Here is a 1,907-nt window from a genome sequence, read left to right as displayed (position 1 = left end):
GGGCAGCACCCCGGATGCCGGATAGCGGGTTCTTGATCTCGTGGGCGAGCATCGCGGCAAGGCCGGTTACCGAGCGTGCCGCACCGCGGTGCGTCATCTGCCGGTCGATCTTGTCGGCCATCGATCGCTCCTGGAACATCACCACGACGGAGCCCGGGAATTCCGACACCGGCGCGACATAGAGATCGACGACCTTCTCGATGCCGAGGCGCGGCGACGATACGTCGACCCGGTATTCGTTGACGGGTGCCCGGCGCTCGCGCACCTGGTCGACAAGCGTCAGCAGCGGACTGCCGAAGGGAATGAGCTTGGGTAGTGTATTGCGGGCGAGCATGGTCGCGCTCGAGCGGAAGAAATCCTCGGCATCGGCATTGGCGAAGGTGATGAACCCGTCCGCATCGACCATGATCACTGGGCGGCGGATGGTGTTGAGCACAATGTGGGCGGCGTCCGCCATATCCAGGCTCTGTGCAACGGTGGCGTTCATGCTGCGCTCCGCAGGTTCATCGCCTCGGCAGAGCGTGAAAACACCTCGCGGAACGCGGCAACGACGCGGACGGGCTCGAAGGAGGTGAGGATCGCCTTTCGCTGCTCATCAACGACGCCAACAGCGTGGCGGTCGAGATACCAGCCAAGATGCTTGCGCGCCTGGCGCACGCCGCTTTCGATGCCGTAGAGCGTTAGCATGTCCTCGTAGTGGGCAACGATGTAGTCGGCCAGCGCTTGCGGACTTTCGGGCACGCCGGGCGCCGCATCTTTTGCCGCGGCTGCCGCGATGCTGCCTGCCGTCCAGGGCGCGCCATAATGCGCGCGGCCGATCATCACCGCGTCGGCGCCCGACTGGTCGAGGATCATTGCCGCCTCCGCCGGCGATCCGACATCGCCATTGGCAACGACCGGGATCGACACGGCCTGTTTTGTTCGTGCGATGGCGCGCCAGTCGGCCTTGCCCTGGTAGAACTGGCAGCGCGTGCGGCCATGCACCGTCACCATCTGGACGCCCGCCTGCTCGGCGCGGCGCGCCAGCAGGGGCGCGTTGAGCGCGCTTTCGTCCCAGCCGAGCCGCATTTTGACCGTGACCGGCACCTCGACGGCGCCGACCACCGCCTCAATCAACGACAAAGCGTGATCGAGATCGCGCATCAGCGCCGAACCGGCATAGCCGCCCGTCACCTTCTTGGCCGGGCAGCCCATGTTGATGTCGATGATGTCGGCGCCCTCGCCGGCGGCGATTCGAGCGCCCTCGGCCATATGTGCCGCCTCATGGCCGGCAAGCTGAACCATGTGCACAGGCAGCCCGGAATGGCGGATGCGAAGGCCACAACCGGCCCTGCCCCTGGCAAGCTCGCCGCTCGCCACCATCTCCGACACGACCAATCCGGCGCCATGCGCATACGCACGCTGCCGGAACGGCTCATCGGTTATGCCCGACATCGGCGCGAGAAAAGCGCGATTGCGGATTCTCACACTGCCCACGTGCAGCGGCGAAGCCAACTTGGTGAGGTCAAACATGCACAAAAACCAAGCATCTTTAGTTGCTGCACAATCTCTAGCCAGAACGGCAAGAATATGCAACGCGCAATGACGTCACATCAAGGCGCATTTGGGAAAAATGCTGGACTTCGGCCCATACCCGCGCCCTAAGCGGCGTACGTCCTTAGGAAAGGACCCTTTGGCAGTTTGCATCTGCGCATGATCTCTTCCGAAAAGCGATTCCACTTTTCGAAGATGATGCGCTAAGCGTCTCGGCATGACAGATGCAAGCGAAATGCCAGCTTTGGCTACGGCCTCTAGGGTTGCCGTGGTTATCGTCGCCGCCGGCCGCGGCGCGCGCGCCGGTCAGGCCGACGGCCCGAAGCAATACCAGAGGATCGGTGGCCATGCCGTTATCGCGCGCACATTAGATA

3 protein-coding genes are annotated in these 1,907 nt (G+C 63.8%); 1 reads left to right on the top strand and 2 read right to left on the bottom strand.

All coding sequences use genetic code 11. The features are described from left to right. Positions 1-487, bottom strand: a 487-nt coding sequence (locus EOA86_RS32860) for a PAS domain-containing protein (RefSeq protein WP_128345377.1), incomplete at its 3' end; no start/stop codon positions are given. Continuing rightward, complete coding sequence (gene dusB / locus EOA86_RS32855) at positions 484-1,512, bottom strand: tRNA dihydrouridine synthase DusB (protein WP_128345375.1); 1,029 nt, start codon at positions 1,510-1,512, stop codon at positions 484-486. The genes EOA86_RS32860 and dusB, both read right to left, overlap by 4 nt. A 238-nt stretch (positions 1,513-1,750) precedes the next feature. On the opposite strand from dusB, the gene EOA86_RS32850 reads away from it, so the two are divergent. Then, positions 1,751-1,907: 2-C-methyl-D-erythritol 4-phosphate cytidylyltransferase (locus EOA86_RS32850; RefSeq protein ID WP_206630207.1), on the top strand; the 157-nt coding region annotated here is incomplete at its 3' end.

It is taken from the genome of Mesorhizobium sp. M5C.F.Ca.IN.020.32.2.1 (genome assembly GCF_004023105.1).
GTDB lineage: Bacteria > Pseudomonadota > Alphaproteobacteria > Rhizobiales > Rhizobiaceae > Mesorhizobium > Mesorhizobium wenxiniae.
The sequence above is the reverse complement of the archived record's forward strand: the minus strand, read 5'-3'. Positions and strand labels throughout refer to the sequence as shown.